This window comes from Achromobacter sp. SLBN-14, from assembly GCF_006715415.1.
Taxonomy (GTDB): domain Bacteria; phylum Pseudomonadota; class Gammaproteobacteria; order Burkholderiales; family Burkholderiaceae_B; genus Achromobacter; species Achromobacter mucicolens.
In genome coordinates this window covers 3,382,846-3,398,819 of the sequence record NZ_VFNE01000001.1, presented here as the reverse complement: position 1 = coordinate 3,398,819, position 15,974 = coordinate 3,382,846, and the positions used below count along the sequence as shown (strand labels likewise).

Here is a 15,974-nt window from a genome sequence, read left to right as displayed (position 1 = left end):
GCCACGCGGGCAACCCTTATCTGTTAAAAAGCGGCCACCACGGCTTTCATCCGATTCCATGACCCACGATCCGCAACACTCGCCCTTCAAGAGCACCGGCGGCGCGCGCCGTATCCTCAACGCGCTGCGCTATTCCTGGCAGGGCCTGAAGGCGGCCGTCAAATACGAGGCGGCCTTCCGCCAGGAACTGGCGCTGGCCGTGCTGATGATTCCAGCGGCATTCTTTCTGGGCCGCACCACGGTCGAGGTGTTCTTCCTGGTGGGCGTGGTGGTCATGGTGCTGGCGGCGGAACTGCTCAATTCCGCCATCGAAGCGCTTGCCGATGCGTTGTCGGTCGAACGCCACCCCCTCTTGGGGCGAGCCAAGGACCTGGGCAGCGCGGCGGTGATGCTGCTGCTTATTTTTGCCGGAACGGTCTGGATGGGAGTGGCCATCAGCCGTTTCGTCATGCACTGATACGGGTTCGCATCGCGACGGGGATGCGACTCTATTTATACTGGGAGCCATGATGCCTCAATCGACGTCAGCACCCTCCAAGCGCATCGTCATCGTCGGCGGTGGCGCAGGCGGCCTTGAACTGGCCGCCAAACTGGGCCGGATCCACGGCCGCCAATACATCACCCTGGTCGACAGCCGCCCTTTTCACATCTGGAAGCCTTCGCTGCATGAAGCGGCGGCGGGCACGCTGGATATTCACCAGGAAGGCCTGTCCTACCTGATGCTGGCCCACATGGACGGCTTCTCGTTCGCCCAGGGCCGGCTTGAAAGCGTCGACCGCGAACGCCGTCTCATCACCGTGGACGCCGTCAATGACGCGCAGGGCCAGGAAGTCCTGCCCCGCCGCGAACTGGCGTACGACACGCTGGTGCTGGCGCTGGGCAGCACCTCCAACTTCTTCAACACGCCGGGCGCGGCTGAACATGCGGTCACGCTGGACACCACCGAAAACGCCGAGCAATTCCGCCTGACCATGCTCAAGGCCATGGCGCTGGTGGACCAGGCCAAGGTGCGCAACCCGTCCGCGCGGCTGGATCTGGTGATCGTGGGCGGCGGCGCCACCGGCGTCGAACTGGCGGTCGAACTGACCGAAGCCAGCCACGTCGTCAGCGCCTATGGCCTGCCGAACTTCCGCGCCGACCGCGACCTGGCGATCACGCTGGTCGAAGGCGCGCCGCGCATCCTGTCCGCGCTGCCCGAGAAGATCTCGGTGGCGGCGACCAAGCGCCTGACCGAACTGGGCATCCGCGTCGAGACCTCATGCCGTGTGTCCGAAGTGACGGACAACACCGTGCGCACCGCCGACGGCCGCGAGTTTCCCGCGCAGTTGTGCATGTGGGCCGCCGGCATCAAGGGCCCGGCGCTCTTGGCAGACCTGGGATTGCCGCTGAACAAGCTGGGGCAGATCGAAGTCAACGAGCGGCTCGAAACGCCCGATCCGCACATTCTGGCGCTGGGCGACTGCTGCGCGGCGCCGTGGCGTGACGGCCGTACCGTGCCCGCCCGCGCCCAGGCCGCGCACCAGCAGGCCGATTACCTGACCAAGAAGCTGACGGCCCGGCTGCGCAATAACCCCGAGCCCACCGCCCCCTACGTCTACCAGGACCACGGATCGCTGGTGTCGCTGGGCCAGGACGCCGGGGTGGGCAGCCTGATGGGCAAGCTTGCCGGACGGGGACTGTTCGTAAGCGGTACACTGGCGCGCCTGATGTACATGAGCCTGCACCTGATGCACCACCGCGCGGTGCTGGGCGCCTCGCGTACCGTCTCCCTCGCCCTGGCTCGCCTGCTCATGCGGCGCACGCGCCCGCGGGTCAAACTGCACTGAATCCCATGAATTTCCTGCAAAAACTCGAACACGCCTGGACCACCAGCAACTCGCTCCTGCAAGTCGGGCTGGATCCCGACCCGCAGCGCTTCCCGCGCGAATTGCAGGACAAGCCGGACGCCATCTTCCAGTTCTGCCGCGACATCGTCGACGCCACCGCGCCATACGCCTGCAGCTTCAAGCCGCAGATCGCGTACTTTGCCGCGCACCGCGCCGAAGACCAGCTGGAAGCGCTGTGCCAGCACATCCGCGACAAGCACCCCGACCTGCCCATCGTGCTGGACGCCAAGCGCGGCGACATCGGCTCGACCGCCGAAAACTACGCCCGCGAAGCCTACGAGCGCTACCAGGCCCACGCCCTCACCGTCAGCCCGTACATGGGACTGGACTCGGTCGAGCCCTACCTGGCGTGGCGCGACCGCGGCGTGATCGTCCTGTGCCGCACCTCCAACCCGGGCGGCTCGGACCTGCAATTCCTGAAGATGGACAACGGCGAGCCCCTGTACCTGCACGTGGCGGGGCTGGTGGCTGACAAATGGAATGCCAATGGCCAGTGCGGCCTGGTGGTGGGCGCCACGTTCCCCAACGAACTGGCTGCGGTGCGCCAGCGCATCGGCGACGCCCTGCCGCTGCTGGTGCCGGGCATCGGCGCCCAGGGCGGCGACATCACGGCAACGGTCAACGCCGGCGCCAACGCAGCGCGCAACGGCATGATGATCAACTCGTCGCGCGCCATCATCTACGCCAGCGGAGGCGACGACTGGCGCCAAGCCGCCGCCGAGGCCGCCAAGGGCCTGCGCGACGCGATCAACGCGGTGCGCTGACGCCACATTGCGCAAAAGCCGCTGCACCGTGCGCAAACGCGCGGTGCAGCGGCTTTTTTCATATCACCGCCCGCAAGTTCAGCGCGGGCGTTTCGGGTCGGGATTCATCGCCGGTTGATCGGCGCACCCGCGAATTCCAACACGGCCCGCAGCGCAAACTCCACCGCCGCCTGGCGCACCTGCCCCCGGTCGCCCTGGAACACGTGCGTCACCGCACGGCTGCTGATGCCGTCGCCCACCCGCATGGCAAAGCCAAAGCACACCATGCCCACCGGCTTGCCCGGCGTGGCGCCGCCCGGTCCGGCGATGCCGGTGGTCGACATGGCCACGTGTGCGTTGGGCACGGCAAGCAGCACCCCGTTTGCCATCTCCAGCGCCACGGGCTCGCTGACTGCGCCAAAGTGATGCAGCGTTTCGGGCGACACCTCCAGTTCGGTAACCTTGGCGTCGTTGCTGTAAGTGACGAAGCCGCGCTCGAACCATTCGCTGGAACCGGCCACCGCGGTGACGGCGCCTGCCAGCAGGCCGCCCGTGCAGGATTCGGCGGTGCCAAGCATCCACCCCTGCTGGCGCAGCACATCGCCCAGCCGCTCGGACAGGCCGAGGATCGTCGCTTCCGACAACTGCGCGGCCGTCATGTTGGTCCGCGCGCCTTCATGCTGATCGTTCATCCCAAGACTCCTGTGCGGGCCACCAGCGCCATTACCAGCAAGGCATAACCGGCGGCCACGATATCGTCCCACATGACTCCGAAACCGCCCTTGATATGGGCGTCGAAGAACTTGATGGGTGGCGGCTTGACGATGTCGAACGTGCGGAACAGCACGAACGCCAGCGCCTGCGACAACCAGCCGGCCGGCGTAAGCCACAGCACCAGCCAGAACGCCACCATCTCGTCCCAGACCATTCCGACATGATCCGGCTGCTGGAGTTCTCGGCCGACGCGATGGCAGGCCCAGCATCCGTACAGAAATGCCACCGCCAGGAACACGCCGATGGCCAGGTCCGACGCCGCAGGCGCCGCCGCCAGCCAGATGGCCCAAGCAAGCAGCGTGCCCCACGTGCCCGAGGCCGGACGGATCAGTCCGCTGCCAAAGCCAAACGCAATCAGCCGGCCCGGATCGCGGCAGACCCAGGAGAGCGCCGGATACGCGGCGCGGCGGCGGTCGCGCATGGAGGTGGAGTGCTTATCAGCGGAAGACATGGGGGGAAGGGTCTGTAAAAAGGAAGCCGCGGATCAGTCCGCGGGGAAGTGATCGAAGCCGGCGGGCAGCTCGGCAAGCGGCTGGCCGTGGGAGTCCAGAACGGCGATGCCCGGCTGCGGCAGGATCTCGCCCACCCGGGTCACGCGGGCGCCGGCCCTGCGGGCTGCCGCCAGCACAGCGTCGCGCCGGGACGGCGGCGCGGTGAAACACAGCTGATAGACATCGCCCCCGCCCAGCAGGGCGCGTTGCAGCGGCGCCGCGTCCAGGCCCGCCAGCGCGGGTGCCATCGGCAGGTCTGCGAACCGCAGGCAGGCGCCGACGCGGCTGGCGGCCAGGATGTGGCCCAGGTCCTGCACCAAGCCGTCGGAAAGATCGATGGCTGCATTCGCGATGCCGCGCAGCGCCATGCCCAGCCCCACTTGCGGCTCGGGCCACTCTAACGCGACGCGCGTGGCGGCCAGCAGCGCGGCATTAGCCGGGTATTGCCCGTCGAGCAGCCGGTAGGCCACGTCGGCCGCCCCCAATTCGCCGGACACCCAGATATCGTCGCCGCTTCGCGCGCCGTCGCGGCGCAGCGCCTGACCGGGGGGCACCGCACCAAACACGGTCACGCTGATCGCCAGGTCGTGCGCGCTGCGCGTGGTGTCTCCGCCGACTAGCGGGCAGCCGTGGGCCGCCGCCAGTGCGTGAAACCCTTCGGCAAACGCCGCCAGCCAAGGCTCGTCCAGGCGCGGCAACGCCAGCCCGAGCACGCAGCCGATCGGGCGCGCGCCCATGGCCGCGAGGTCGGATAGGTTCACCGCCAGCGCCTTGTGGCCCAGCGATTTCGGGTCTACGTCGGGAAAGAAATGCCGGCCTTCCAGCAGCAGATCCGTGCTGGTGGCCACCTGTTCACCGGGAGGAACAGGAAAGAGCGCGCAGTCGTCGCCAACGCCCAAGACGCCGGCAGGCGCGGCACGCGTGAAATAGCGCGCAATCAGATCAAATTCGGACGCCACCGCGCCTCCACTATGCGGCGTTCAAGAATCGCCGTCGCACTCTAACGGGTGCCACGCGGCGTGGCCGTGATCCGGGCTCCGCCGGTCCGCAGCGGCGCCCCCTCGGGAGGAGGCGCAAAGCGCTGCGGGGGGGCTCGCTATCGCCGTTGCTGCGCCGCGGCCTGGACCTCGTGCGCGCGGACATCGGCAGCCAGCTTGTCGAGCACGCCGTTGACGAACTTGAAGCCATCGGTGCCGCCGAACGACTTGGCCAGTTCCACGGCTTCGTTGATGGCGACCTTGTACGGCACTTCGACGTGATGGATCAGCTCGAAGCTGCCGATCAGCAGGATGCCGTGCTCAACGGGCGACAACTCGGCCAGCGGACGGTCGACGTAGGGCGTGAAGCGTTCGCGCAGCGCGGGCGCTTCGCGCAGCACGCCGTGCAGCAAGGTCTTGAACCACTGCGCATCGGCCTCGGAAAAGTCCTCGGTGTCGCGCAGATGGGCGTCGATCTCGCCGGCGTCCTGCGTGCCTTCGCCGCCGCGCAGCAGCCACGCGTACACGCCTTGCAGCGCGAATTCGCGCGCACGGCGGCGCGCGCTGCGCGCATTGGCGCGGGCCTGCGCCGCGCTATCAGCGCTGGTCGTCGTCTTCTTCGTCGTCAAAATCTTCGTCCTCGTCGTCTTCGTCTTCGTCTTCTTCCTCGGGTTCCAGCGCTGCCACCAGGTTGGCCATTTCGACGGCCACCTGGGCGCAATCGCGACCCTTGCCGGCGGCGCGGGCTTGCGCCTGCTCGTCGGTGTCGACGGTCAGCACGCCGTTCGCGACGGGGATGCCGGTTTCGAGGGAGATGCGGGTGATTGCCGTGGCCATTTCATTGCTGACCACTTCAAAGTGATAGGTTTCGCCGCGGATGACCGCGCCCAGCGCGATCAGGGCGTCGAATTCAAACGTTTCGGCCATGTGGGACAGGGCCACGCCCAGTTCCAGCGCGCCGGGCACGGTGGCGACCATCACGTCGCGCTCGTCCACGCCCAGTTCGGCCAGTTCCTTCAGGCACGCTTCGAGTTCGGCCTGGCCGACTTCTTCGTTGAAGCGGGCGCGTACGATGCCGATGTGCAGCCCTTCGCCGTTCAGGTCGGGGGTAAGGATGTAAGGGTTCATGTGTCGGCCTTCAGTGTGTTGCGGGAGTGTTCTGCGGGTCGCAATCGTAACCCGTAATGGTGAGCGAGAAGCCCGCCATGCTGGGCATCTTGCGCGGCCGGGCCAGGAGCCTCATTTGACCCACGTTCAGGTCGCGCAGAATCTGGGCGCCGATCCCGTAAGTGCGCAGGCCGAAGCGGTCGGCGTTGGCGGAATTGGCCTGGGCCTTCGGGTCGTTCCAGCCTGCAATCTGGCCAAACAGGTGTTCCGTGGAAGACTGGCAGTTCATCAGCACCAGCACGCCGGCCGGGGCGGCGGCGATGGCCTCGAGCGCCTGGGCCACGCCCCAGCTATGCGGACTTGCGCCGGTATCCAGCACATCCAGCACGGACGCGGGCTCGTGCACGCGCACCAGCGTCTCGGCGTCGGGAGTCACATTACCATGCACCAGCGCCAAGTGGGCGGAGCCGGTGGCGGCGTCTTCGTAGGCCACGGCCTCGAACGTGCCCCAGGCCGTTTGCATGGTGCGCTTGCCCACGCGCTTGACGATGGACTCGTGCTCGCTGCGGTACTGAATCAGATCGGCGATGGTGCCGATCTTCAGGCCGTGCTGGCGCGCGAATTCGACCAGGTCCGGCAGGCGGGCCATGGTGCCGTCGGGCTTGAGAATTTCGCAGATCACGGCGGCAGGCGTCAGGCCCGCCATGGCGGTCAGGTCGCAGCCGGCCTCGGTGTGGCCGGCGCGCACCAGCACGCCGCCGGGCACGGCACGCACGGGGAAGATGTGGCCGGGCTGGACCAGGTCGGCCGGCTTGGCGTCGCGCGCCACCGCCACCTGGATGGTGCGGGCGCGGTCGGCGGCCGAGATGCCGGTCTCGACGCCCACGGCGGCTTCGATCGATTGCGTGAAATTGGTGCCGTAACGCGTGCCGTTGCGGGCGGCCATCATGGGCAGCTCGAGCTGGCGGCAGCGTTCTTCGGTCAGGGTCAGGCACACCAGGCCGCGGCCGTGGGTGACCATGAAGTTGATGGCTTCGGGCGTGACGAATTCGGCGGCCATGACGAGGTCGCCCTCGTTTTCGCGGTCTTCTTCGTCAACCAGGATGACGATGCGGCCGGCGCGCAGCTCGGCGATGATCTCGGCAACCGAAGCGATGCCGAAGGATTCCGGCTCGGAGCCGGGCAGGGAGGACAACTGGACGGACATGGCGTGACGCGTAAACCAGGCGGGAAAGCCCGGATTTTACCGCCCCTGCGGGCCGAACCCCTATTCGTGTCTGGAGGGCCCGTCCGGATGGGGCCGTCCGGTTAAACTTTCGCCCGGAGATCCCCCCAGAAAAACGAAGGAAAAACCTCATGCAAGCCCTTGCGGCCATGCCTTTGAACGTCGCGGCAGCCGTCCGCGTCGTCCTGACCGACATCGACGACACGCTGACCACCGAAGGCCGCCTGCCGGCCGACGCGTACGCCGCGCTTGAACGCCTGGAACAGGCCGGCATCCAGGTCGTGCCCATCACCGGCCGCCCCGCCGGCTGGTGCGACCACATCGCGCGCATGTGGCCCGTGCGCGCCGTGGTCGGCGAGAACGGCGCGTTCTACTACGCCTACGACCGCAAGGCCCGCCGCATGACCACGCATTACTGGACCGACGCAGCCTCACGCCAGGAAAGCCGCAAGCGGCTGGACGCCATCCGCGACCGCGTCCTGGCCGAGGTGCCCGGCAGCGCCGTCGCCAGCGACCAGGACTATCGCGTGGCCGACCTGGCCATCGATTTCTGCGAAGACGTGCCCGCCCTGCCCGACGCCGCCATCAGCCGCATCGTCCAGATCTTTCAGGAGGCCGGCGCGCAGGCCAAGGTCAGCTCCATCCACGTCAATGGCTGGTTCGGCGACTACGACAAGCTCACGATGACGCGCACCATGTTCCAGCGCGAGTTCGGCGAGGACGTGGCGGACGCGCTGGACAGCACGCTGTTCATTGGCGATTCGCCCAACGACGAGCCGATGTTCGCCTACTTCCCGATCTCGGTCGGCGTGGCCAACATCCAGGCCCAACTGCATCGCCTGACGCACCGCCCCGCCTTCGTGGCCGCCTTCCATGGCGGCGGCGGTTTCGTCGAAATGGCCGACCGGCTGCTCGCCGCGCGCCAACCCTCCCAAGTCCAGCCGGCCTGAGGTCAGCACACCGTGGCAACTTCCAAGACCGCGGCGCCCGCCAATGACGGCCGCCGCAGCATCCAGTCCATCGAAGTGGGCGTGCCGCTGCTGGCCGCCCTGGTCGATGCCGGCAAGCCCCTGACCCTGCGCGATCTCGCGGCGGGCGCGGGCATGACCTCCGCCAAGGCGCATCCTTATCTGGTCAGCTTCATCCGCGTCGGACTGGTGCAGCAGGACGCCACCACCGGCCAGTACGAACTGGGCCCCTTTGCCCTGCAGATGGGGCTGGTCAGCCTGCAGCGCCTGGATCCCGTGCGCGTGGCCATGCCCGAGATCGCCAAGCTGCAATCCGAGATCGGCCACACGCTGGGCATCGCGGTGCTGGGCTCGCACGGTCCCACCATGATCCACATGACCGAAGCCAGCTATCCGGTCCACGTGAACATGCGCAAGGGCACGGTGATGTCCATGCTGCACACCGCCACCGGGTTGGTGTTTGCGGCCTGGCTGCCCCCGAAGGTCAGCGAACACTACATCGCGCGCGAGGAAGGCGACACCGCCGTCATCGCCAGCGTGCCGCCCCCGCGCAAGGCCTCGCGCGCCAACATCGACGCGCAATTGGCGGATATTCGCGTGCACGGCATGGCCCGCGCGCTGGGCAATCCGCTGCCGGGCGTGGACGCGCTGTCCGTGCCGGTCTTCGACAACACGGGCAGCATCGTGCTGGCGCTGACCAGCCTAGGCCCCACGGGCCTGTTCGACGTGTCGTGGGACGGCGCGATCGCCCGGCCGTTGCTGGCCTGCGCGCAGGAAATCTCCCGCAAATTGGGCTTCCGCGGCTGAGCGCGCTTTCGCGCAAAAACGAAAACAAAGCGAACAAAACGAACAAAAGACGAAAAGAAAGGCAGGGACTTTCCCGAGTGTGCCGTCCCCGGTTGTGTGTTTGAATTCAGCAAACATTCAATTAATACCCATACGAGGAGACACACGATGCAAGCCTTGCGTCTTATGCAGGCGGCCGCGCTGGCCGCATTCGCTTTTGGAGCTTCCGCCGCCCAGGCCGCCGACACCTGCTCCAACCGCGGCGACCTGGACCAGATGTACTGCGACTCGAACAAGGACCTGGTGGCCGACACGCCGACCGATCCGTCCAAGCTCAAGACGCCTTCCACGCTGGTGTTCACGTACACGCCCGTGGAAGACCCGGCCGTGTACGAAGACATCTTCAAGCCCTTCACCAAGCACCTGTCCGAGTGCACGGGCAAGCGCGTCGTGTTCTATCAAGTGCAGAGCAATGCGGCTGAAATCGAAGCCATGCGCTCGGGCCGCCTGCACGTCGGCGGCTTCTCGACCGGCCCCACCGCCTTCGCCGTGAACATCGCGGGCGCCGTGCCGTTCGCGGTCAAGGGCTACGCCGACGGCTTCCAGGGCTACAACCTGATCGTCATCGTCAAGAAGGACAGCCCCTACCAGAAGCTGACCGACCTGAAGGGCAAGAAGCTCGCGCACACCGCCCCCTCGTCGAACTCCGGCCACATGGCGCCCGTTGCCCTGTTCCCCAAGGAAGGCCTGACGCCCGACAAGGACTACAAGGTCATCTTCTCGGGCAAGCACGACCAATCGGTCATGGGCGTGAACTCCGGCGACTACGACGCCGCGGCCGTCGCGTCCGACGTCTTCAAGCGCATGGTCGAACGCGGCCAGGTCAAGGAAGCCGATTTCCGCATCATCTACACCAGCGAGAAATTCCCAACCTCGTCGTTCGCCTACGCGCACGACCTGGAGCCGAAGTTCCGCGACCAGATGCTCAAGTGCTTCTACGACTACCGCTTCCCGCCGGAGATGTCAAAGGCCTTTGACAACGCCGACCGCTTCTATCCGGTGACGTACCAGAAGGACTGGGCCATCGTCCGCCAGGTCGCCGAGTCCGGTGGCGAAAGCTTCAACCGCGCGGCCTACGACCGCGAATCCGCCAAGAGCAAGAAGTAATCCAGCATGACGACGTCGCTACGCATTTCCGGCCTGGTCAAGGAATACCGGGCCGGCCGGCCGGTACTGAACGGCATTGACCTGCAGATCGCCGGACAGGGGCTTACCGCCATCATCGGGCCGTCGGGCACCGGTAAAAGCACGCTCCTGCGCTGCATCAACCGGCTGATCGAACCCACCAAGGGCGAGATCATCCTGCAGTCCGAAGACGGCACCGTCGATCTGGCGAAAGTGCGCGGCGCGTCGCTGCGCCGCGCGCGCCGCCGCATCGGCATGGTGTTCCAGGAATACAACCTGGTCGAACGCCTGACGGTGATGGAAAACCTGCTGACCGGCCGGCTGGGCTATACCTCGGCCATGAAGGCCTGGATGCGCCGCTTCGAGCCCGAGGACATCGAGCACGCCTACAAGCTGCTCGATACCGTGGGCCTTGCCGGGTTTGCCGACCAGCGCGCCGATGCGCTGTCGGGCGGCCAGCGCCAACGCGTGGGCATCGCCCGCGCGCTGATGCAGCGCCCGCAGGTGTTGCTGGCCGACGAACCGACGTCGTCGCTCGACCCCAAGACCTCCGTCGAAATCATGGAGCTGCTGTCCGCGCAGGGCAGCGCCACGGGCATCCCCGTCATCGTCAACATCCACGACGTCGAACTGGCCCGCCGCTATGCCACGCGCATCGTCGGCATGTCGGGCGGCCACGTGGTCTATGACGGCAACGGACAGGGCCTGGACGCCACCATGCTCAAGACCATCTACGGAGGCGAGTCTTGGCTGGAATGACGCAACCCCGGGGCGCCATCCGCCCCTTCGCCATGTCCGGACGCGCCAAGCTGGGCTTGCTGCTGCTGGTGCTCTACACGGTCTATGCGGCCACGCAGCTCGACTTCAGCTGGTCGCGTTTCGAGGCCGGCATGGGGCACGCCTCGACGTTCCTCGCGCGCATGTTCCCGCCCAATTTCGAGAAGCCCGCCACCTTGTGGAAGGGCATCGCGGAAAGTCTTGAAATCGCGGTCCTGGCCTCAATGCTGGGCATCTTTCTTGCCCTGCCCGTGGGCCTTTTGGGCGCACGCAACCTGATGCCCGCGTGGATCTCGTGGCCCGCGCGGTCGATCGTCGCGTTGTGCCGTGCGCTGCACCCGGTCATCGTCGCCATCCTGTTCGTCAAGGCCGTGGGCTTTGGCGCGCTGGCAGGCATCCTGGCGCTGACCGTCGCGTCCATCGGCTTCATCGGCAAGCTCTTCACCGAGGCTATCGAGGAAATCTCGCTCAAGCAGGTCGAGGCCGTGCGCGCCACCGGCGCGTCGTTCTCCAACGTCATCGTCTTTGGCGTGCTGCCGCAGGTGTTCGCCCGCTTCATCGGCTTTGCCACCTACCAATTCGACTCCAACCTGCGCAACTCCACCATGGTGGGGATCGTGGGCGCGGGCGGCGTGGGCGGCACGTTGTTCTCGGCCTTCCAGCGTTTCGATTACGACTTCGTCAGCGCGATCCTGCTGACCCTGATCGCGATCATCATGCTGGGCGAAATCCTGGCTGGCTTCGTGCGGGCGGTGTTCCTGGACAACCTGGGTTTCGACCGCATCCTGCAAAGCCGCTTCGCCGGCGCGCGGGGCCTGGGCACCAGCAAGCCGGCAGCGGCGCGCAAGGCGGAGGTGGACGAATGACCGCCCACGTTTCCCCCTTGAACCCCGCTGGCCAGCCGCGTGTCTGGCAACGCTACAGCATGGGCCAGCGCCTGCTGCGCTTTGCGCTGTACCTGCTGCTGGTGGCAGCCGTCGTGCAAGCGATCCGCGGCGTGGAGATCATTCCGGAGTTCCTGTATGACGCGCCGGAGCAGATGGCCGATCTCTTTCGCCGGATGTGGCCGATCGACTGGGCCTACTACCCGGATGGCGTGCACGCGGCACTGATCGAAACGCTGCACATCGCCACGCTTGGCACCATCCTGTCGGTGTTCATGGCCGTGCCGGTGGGCCTGCTGGCGGCCAACAACCTCACGCCCAGCAAGACCATCAACATGCTGGCCCGCCTGATCCTGGTGTCCAGCCGGTCGGTCAATTCGCTGGTCTGGGCGCTGCTGTTCATCGCCATCTTCGGACCGGGCGCACTGGCCGGCACGCTGGCCATCGCCTTCCGCTCGATCGGCTTTGTCGGCAAGCTGGTCGGCGAAGCCATCGAAGAAGCGCAGCGCGGCCCCATCGAAGCCGTCACGGCCACGGGCGCCAGCAAGGCATCGGTGATCTGGTATGCCTACTGGCCGCAGATCCGCCCGGCGTTCTGGTCCATCGTGCTGCTGCGCTGGGACATCAACGTGCGCGAATCCGCGGTGCTGGGCCTGGTGGGCGCCGGCGGCATCGGCATGGCGCTGGACACCGCGCTGAACCTGTTCCAGTGGGACCGCGTTGCCCTGGTGCTGGCCGCCATCTTCGTGGTCGTTGTCCTGGCCGAAGTCATCATCACGCAGGCGCGCAAACGCATCCTGTAGCCTGCTTTACGCTTGTCGGTTTCCCCTGACAGCGCTCCTTCGCCGCCCCCTGTGGGGCGGCGTTTTCTATTGGCGGGTTCCTTTCTGTTCGCAAGCAACGCAAAAGCGCGTCAACGTCCTTGATCAGCCGCCTTGTTTTTGCGGCGCGATCACGTCTATCCTCCATGTGAACAAAATATGACCGGTCATCAAATCGCACCCGCGCCTTGATTAAGATCTCGGCTTTTGCCGTTGGACACCCGCTGCCATGTCGGAACAGGAATTGAAACTGCACGTGCCCACGGCTTCGCGCCAGGCCGTGTTGCGTGAAGTCAAGCAGCGAGAGGCCACGCGCCTTCGCCTGCATGCCATGTATTTCGACACGCCAGAGCGTGAGCTTGCGCGGGCGCGCATCGCCATCCGGCTGCGCCAGGAAGGGCCCGACTGGGTGCAGACGCTGAAGATGCCCGGCGCCGACGCGATCTCGCGCATCGAGATGAACCATCCGCGCCCCGGTCCCGTGCTCGACCTGTCGGTCTATGCCGGCACCGAAGTGGAAGGCCCGCTATCCGCCATCAAAGGCGAACTGGGCCTGCGCTACGAAACCGACGTGCAGCGCCTTTTGCGCAAGATCCGCACGCGTCACGGCACAGTGGAGCTGGCCTACGACACCGGCATCCTGCGCGCGGGCGCGCTGGAGCTGCCGATCTCCGAACTGGAATTCGAACTGGTGTCGGGGCGCCCCGCCGCCATCTTCGCCGCCGCGCGCGGCTGGCAGCAGCGGCATGCGCTGATCCTGGATCCGCGCAGCAAGTCAGAACGCGGCGACGCCCTGGCCCAGCTTGCGCAGCGCCTGGCCGAGGTGGACGCCGCCGCCGGCGATGATCACGAAGCGCGGCGTGCGCAGGCCATCGCCCAGTTCTGGGCACCGCGCGGCGCCGCCGCCGTGAAGCTGCGCAACGACATGACGCCGTCCCAGGCAATGGGCGCGATTGCGGCCGAATGCCTGGACCAGATCTGCCGCAATGCCGCGGTGCTGGCCGAAGTCGACACCGAAGGCGTGTACCGCGCGGGTAATTCCGAACACGTGCATCAATTGCGCGTGGGCGTGCGCCGGCTGCGGTCGGCCTGGAAGCTGTTCGATGGCTGGATCGCGCCGGTGCCCGGTTCCCTGCTGCAAGGCGTGCGCACCCACTTTGCGGCGTTCGGCGCCAACCGCGACCAGGACGTGCTGAACGAAACGGTCGCCCCCGCGCTGCTGCGCGCCGGCATGCCCGTGATCCCGATGGAAGCCGCGCCGCCCGAGGCGGATGCGCAGACCATTGCGGGCGGCCAGCCGTTTCAGGCATGGCTGCTGGAACTGCTGGAATGGTCGCTCGACGTGCCGGCGGTCCAGCCGGAAGCGGATGGCCAGACCATCGCCAACGGCACGCCCAGCGACGCCGCGCCCGAACCCGCCATCCGGCTGGAAGGCGGCGTGGCCGGTCCCGTCGTCAAGCCCACCATCATCCCGATGCTGACGCCGGAGCCGCAGCCGCAGCGTCTGCACAAGCTCCTGGCCCGCCGCCTGCACCGTTGGCACGGCAAGGTGGCCGACCAGGGCACTCACTTCGCCTCGCTGGACATCCCCACCCGCCACGAGCTGCGCAAGCGCGGCAAACGCCTGCGCTACGGCCTGTCTTTCGCCGAATCGCTGCTGCCCGCCAGCAAGCTGCGCGGCTATCGCAAGCTGCTGTCCCGCGTGCAGGACGTGTTGGGCGAAATCAACGACCTGGCGATGGCCAAGGACTACTACCAGTCGTGTACGGCAACGCATCCGCAGGCCTGGTTTGCGCTGGGCTGGATCAGTGCGCGCCTGGACGAACTGGTCATCGAGGCGCAGCAGGCCTTCGATGATCTGGCGCGCAGCAAGCCATTCTGGAAGTGACACGCATCGCGCGCCTGCCGTGTGGCGGGCGCGCAAACGACTGCGGGACGGCGCTTGCGCGTCGTCCCGCCAGGGGCCTTCAGAGGGGCGTTTCAGCCCGCCGAATGAACGGCTTCAATCCGCCAGCAATGCGGCCGCGAACTCGTCCGCCACGAAGGGCTGCAGGTCTTCCAGGCTCTCGCCCACGCCAATCCAATACACCGGCACCGGACGCACGCCCTGGCTGCCCGCGGCAACGGCGGCCAGCGTGCCGCCCTTGGCCGTGCCGTCCAGCTTGGTCACGACCAGACCGGTCAGGTTGATGGCAGCGTCAAACGCGCGGATCTGCGCCAGCGCGTTCTGACCCGTGTTGCCATCCACCACCAGCAGCACCTCATGCGGCGCGGACGCATCCGCCTTGCCGATGACGCGGCGGATCTTCTTCAGTTCTTCCATCAGGTGCAGCTGCGTGGGCAGGCGGCCGGCGGTATCCACCATCACCACGCCCATGCCGCGTGCGCGGCCGGCATTGACCGAGTCGAACGCCACCGCGGCCGGGTCGCCGCCGTCCTGCGAAATCACGCTGACGTTGTTGCGGCTGCCCCATTCCACCAGTTGCTCGCGCGCGGCGGCGCGGAAGGTGTCGCCGGCGGCCAGCAGCACGCTGGCGCCCTGGCGCTGGAACGTATGCGCCAGCTTGCCGATGGAAGTCGTCTTGCCCGCGCCGTTGACGCCGGCAATCATCACCACCAGCGGTTGCGTGCGCTTCAGGTCGAACGCGCGCTCCAGCGGGCGCAGGTGATCGGCCAGCAACTGGCGCAGGGCCGTCTTCACCTTGGCCGGGTCCTCGATGCGTTCCTTCTTGACGCGCGCGCGCAGCGCGGTCAGGAGCTTCTCGGTGGCCTCAAGGCCGGCATCGGCCATAATGAGGGCCGATTCGAGTTCCTCGAACAGGTTCTCGTCGACCTTCACGCCGACGAAGATGCCGCCAATGCTCTGACCGGTGCGCGACAGGCCTTGCTTCAGGCGCGACAGCCAGGAGGCTTTCTTGGGCGCTTCGGCAGGTGCGGGTTCCGGGACGGCTGCAACGACGGGTGCGGGTGCTGCGACAGGGGCAGGCGTGGAAACTGGCGCAGGCGCTGATACCGGCAGAGGCGCAGGCGTTGATACCGGCGCAGGCGCCGGGACCACGGGTGCGGGCGCGATGACGGGTGCGGGCGGCTGCGGTGCGCGGAATGGCTCAACCGCTGGCGCGGCGGAAGCGGCTGCTGCAGGCGCCGCGACCGGTGCGGAAGCCGGTGCGGTGCGCGTGAGGGACGGCGCGGCCGGTGCCGGGGACGGCGCAGGCTGCGCGGGCGTCGCCACTGGGGCAGGCGCGGATGAGACGGACGGCGCTGGCGTAGACGTATGCGCAGCCGGAACCGGCGGCGCCGCGGGCGGGGCCACCGGCGGGGTTACCTCCGGGGTCACCGCCGGGGTCACA

Annotated in this window: 17 protein-coding genes; 10 read left to right on the top strand and 7 right to left on the bottom strand. The window is 67.2% G+C overall.

The annotated features are described in order from the left end of the window. Positions 1-58 precede the first annotated feature (58 nt). Genes FBY20_RS15510 through pyrF form a run of 3 tightly spaced genes read left to right on the top strand, consistent with a single transcriptional unit; the run spans position 59 to position 2,650 of the window. The gene (locus FBY20_RS15510; protein WP_142053233.1) at positions 59-457 is read left to right on the top strand and encodes a diacylglycerol kinase; all 399 of its coding nucleotides are present in this window, start codon (positions 59-61) and stop codon (positions 455-457) included. A gap of 49 nt (positions 458-506) precedes the next feature. Further along, positions 507-1,826, top strand: a complete 1,320-nt coding sequence (locus FBY20_RS15505; protein WP_056325451.1) for an NAD(P)/FAD-dependent oxidoreductase — start codon at positions 507-509, stop codon at positions 1,824-1,826. Positions 1,827-1,831: 5 nt separating this feature from the next. Next, on the top strand, positions 1,832-2,650 hold the full coding sequence (gene pyrF, locus FBY20_RS15500) for an orotidine-5'-phosphate decarboxylase (RefSeq protein WP_056325448.1): 819 nt from the start codon (positions 1,832-1,834) through the stop codon (positions 2,648-2,650). A 104-nt stretch (positions 2,651-2,754) separates the two neighbouring features. Here pyrF and FBY20_RS15495 read toward each other — a convergent pair whose 3' ends face one another. From FBY20_RS15495 to ribBA, 6 genes are all read right to left on the bottom strand, one after another. Further along, entirely contained in the window at positions 2,755-3,321 is a 567-nt protein-coding gene (locus FBY20_RS15495) for a CinA family protein (protein WP_056325445.1), read from the bottom strand. Next, a complete protein-coding gene (locus FBY20_RS15490; RefSeq protein WP_142055976.1) occupies positions 3,318-3,824 on the bottom strand; it encodes a phosphatidylglycerophosphatase A in 507 nt (168 codons plus the stop codon). The genes FBY20_RS15495 and FBY20_RS15490 overlap by 4 nt, the downstream gene beginning before the upstream one ends. Positions 3,825-3,887: 63 nt before the next feature. Further along, positions 3,888-4,853 (bottom strand): thiamine-phosphate kinase, encoded by a 966-nt coding sequence (gene thiL, locus FBY20_RS15485; protein ID WP_142053231.1) that lies wholly within the window; start codon positions 4,851-4,853, stop codon positions 3,888-3,890. A 137-nt stretch (positions 4,854-4,990) separates the two neighbouring features. Then, entirely contained in the window at positions 4,991-5,500 is a 510-nt protein-coding gene (nusB, locus tag FBY20_RS15480) for a transcription antitermination factor NusB (protein ID WP_056325438.1), read from the bottom strand. Further along, positions 5,469-5,999, bottom strand: coding sequence for a 6,7-dimethyl-8-ribityllumazine synthase (gene ribH / locus FBY20_RS15475; RefSeq protein WP_056325435.1), 531 nt, complete (start codon positions 5,997-5,999; stop codon positions 5,469-5,471). The genes nusB and ribH overlap by 32 nt, the downstream gene beginning before the upstream one ends. A gap of 10 nt (positions 6,000-6,009) precedes the next feature. Beyond that, the gene (ribBA, locus tag FBY20_RS15470; RefSeq protein ID WP_056325432.1) at positions 6,010-7,185 is read right to left on the bottom strand and encodes a bifunctional 3,4-dihydroxy-2-butanone-4-phosphate synthase/GTP cyclohydrolase II; all 1,176 of its coding nucleotides are present in this window, start codon (positions 7,183-7,185) and stop codon (positions 6,010-6,012) included. Between the two features lie 149 nt (positions 7,186-7,334). On the opposite strand from ribBA, the gene FBY20_RS15465 reads away from it, so the two are divergent. From FBY20_RS15465 to FBY20_RS15435, 7 genes are all read left to right on the top strand, one after another. Next, positions 7,335-8,153, top strand: a complete 819-nt coding sequence (locus tag FBY20_RS15465; RefSeq protein ID WP_142053229.1) for an HAD-IIB family hydrolase — start codon at positions 7,335-7,337, stop codon at positions 8,151-8,153. A 12-nt stretch (positions 8,154-8,165) separates the two neighbouring features. Then, positions 8,166-8,978, top strand: coding sequence for an IclR family transcriptional regulator (locus FBY20_RS15460; RefSeq protein WP_056325427.1), 813 nt, complete (start codon positions 8,166-8,168; stop codon positions 8,976-8,978). Between the two features lie 147 nt (positions 8,979-9,125). Beyond that, positions 9,126-10,124: a phosphate/phosphite/phosphonate ABC transporter substrate-binding protein gene (gene phnD, locus FBY20_RS15455; protein WP_056325424.1), complete on the top strand. Its 999-nt coding sequence runs from the start codon at positions 9,126-9,128 to the stop codon at positions 10,122-10,124. Positions 10,125-10,130: 6 nt separating this feature from the next. Then, positions 10,131-10,901, top strand: coding sequence for a phosphonate ABC transporter ATP-binding protein (phnC, locus tag FBY20_RS15450; protein WP_142053227.1), 771 nt, complete (start codon positions 10,131-10,133; stop codon positions 10,899-10,901). Further along, positions 10,898-11,785 carry a phosphonate ABC transporter, permease protein PhnE gene (gene phnE / locus FBY20_RS15445; RefSeq protein WP_142053225.1) on the top strand — a complete coding sequence of 296 codons (888 nt, stop codon included), beginning with the start codon at positions 10,898-10,900 and terminating at the stop codon, positions 11,783-11,785. The genes phnC and phnE (FBY20_RS15445) overlap by 4 nt, the downstream gene beginning before the upstream one ends. Beyond that, complete coding sequence (gene phnE / locus FBY20_RS15440) at positions 11,782-12,606, top strand: phosphonate ABC transporter, permease protein PhnE (protein ID WP_142053223.1); 825 nt, start codon at positions 11,782-11,784, stop codon at positions 12,604-12,606. The genes phnE (FBY20_RS15445) and phnE (FBY20_RS15440) overlap by 4 nt, the downstream gene beginning before the upstream one ends. A gap of 247 nt (positions 12,607-12,853) precedes the next feature. After that, on the top strand, positions 12,854-14,512 hold the full coding sequence (locus tag FBY20_RS15435; protein WP_142053221.1) for a CYTH and CHAD domain-containing protein: 1,659 nt from the start codon (positions 12,854-12,856) through the stop codon (positions 14,510-14,512). Between the two features lie 114 nt (positions 14,513-14,626). On the opposite strand, the gene ftsY is transcribed toward FBY20_RS15435, so the two are convergent. Then, a complete protein-coding gene (gene ftsY / locus FBY20_RS15430; protein ID WP_370458341.1) occupies positions 14,627-15,856 on the bottom strand; it encodes a signal recognition particle-docking protein FtsY in 1,230 nt (409 codons plus the stop codon). Positions 15,857-15,974: the final 118 nt, after the last annotated feature.